Genomic DNA, 272 nt, shown 5'->3' on the forward strand with positions numbered 1-272 from the left:
TCCTTAAGGTGCCCTAATCCTGGGCGCCCCCTCCCCAACGGAAAAACCGGTAAGGACTTATGTGCGGATTAGCAGGAGAGTTGCGTTTCACCCCCCTCGACCAAGCCCCTCGCCCAGCCGACCTGGCTGCGGTAGAGCGCATCACCCATCACCTGGCGCCTCGCGGCCCGGATGCGTGGGGCTTCCATAGCCAAGGCCCGATCGCCCTCGGCCACCGACGCCTGAAAATCATGGACTTGTCCGACGGCTCGGCGCAACCGATGGTCGACAAC

1 pseudogene is annotated in these 272 nt (G+C 64.0%); it reads left to right on the forward strand.

The window, feature by feature from the left end:
* Positions 1-59: 59 nt before the first annotated feature.
* A pseudogene (locus AC6UDB_RS07055) lies at positions 60-272 on the forward strand (hypothetical protein); the annotation flags it as partial.

The sequence above is a fragment of the Fructilactobacillus sp. X3R2C1 genome (genome assembly GCF_059901235.1).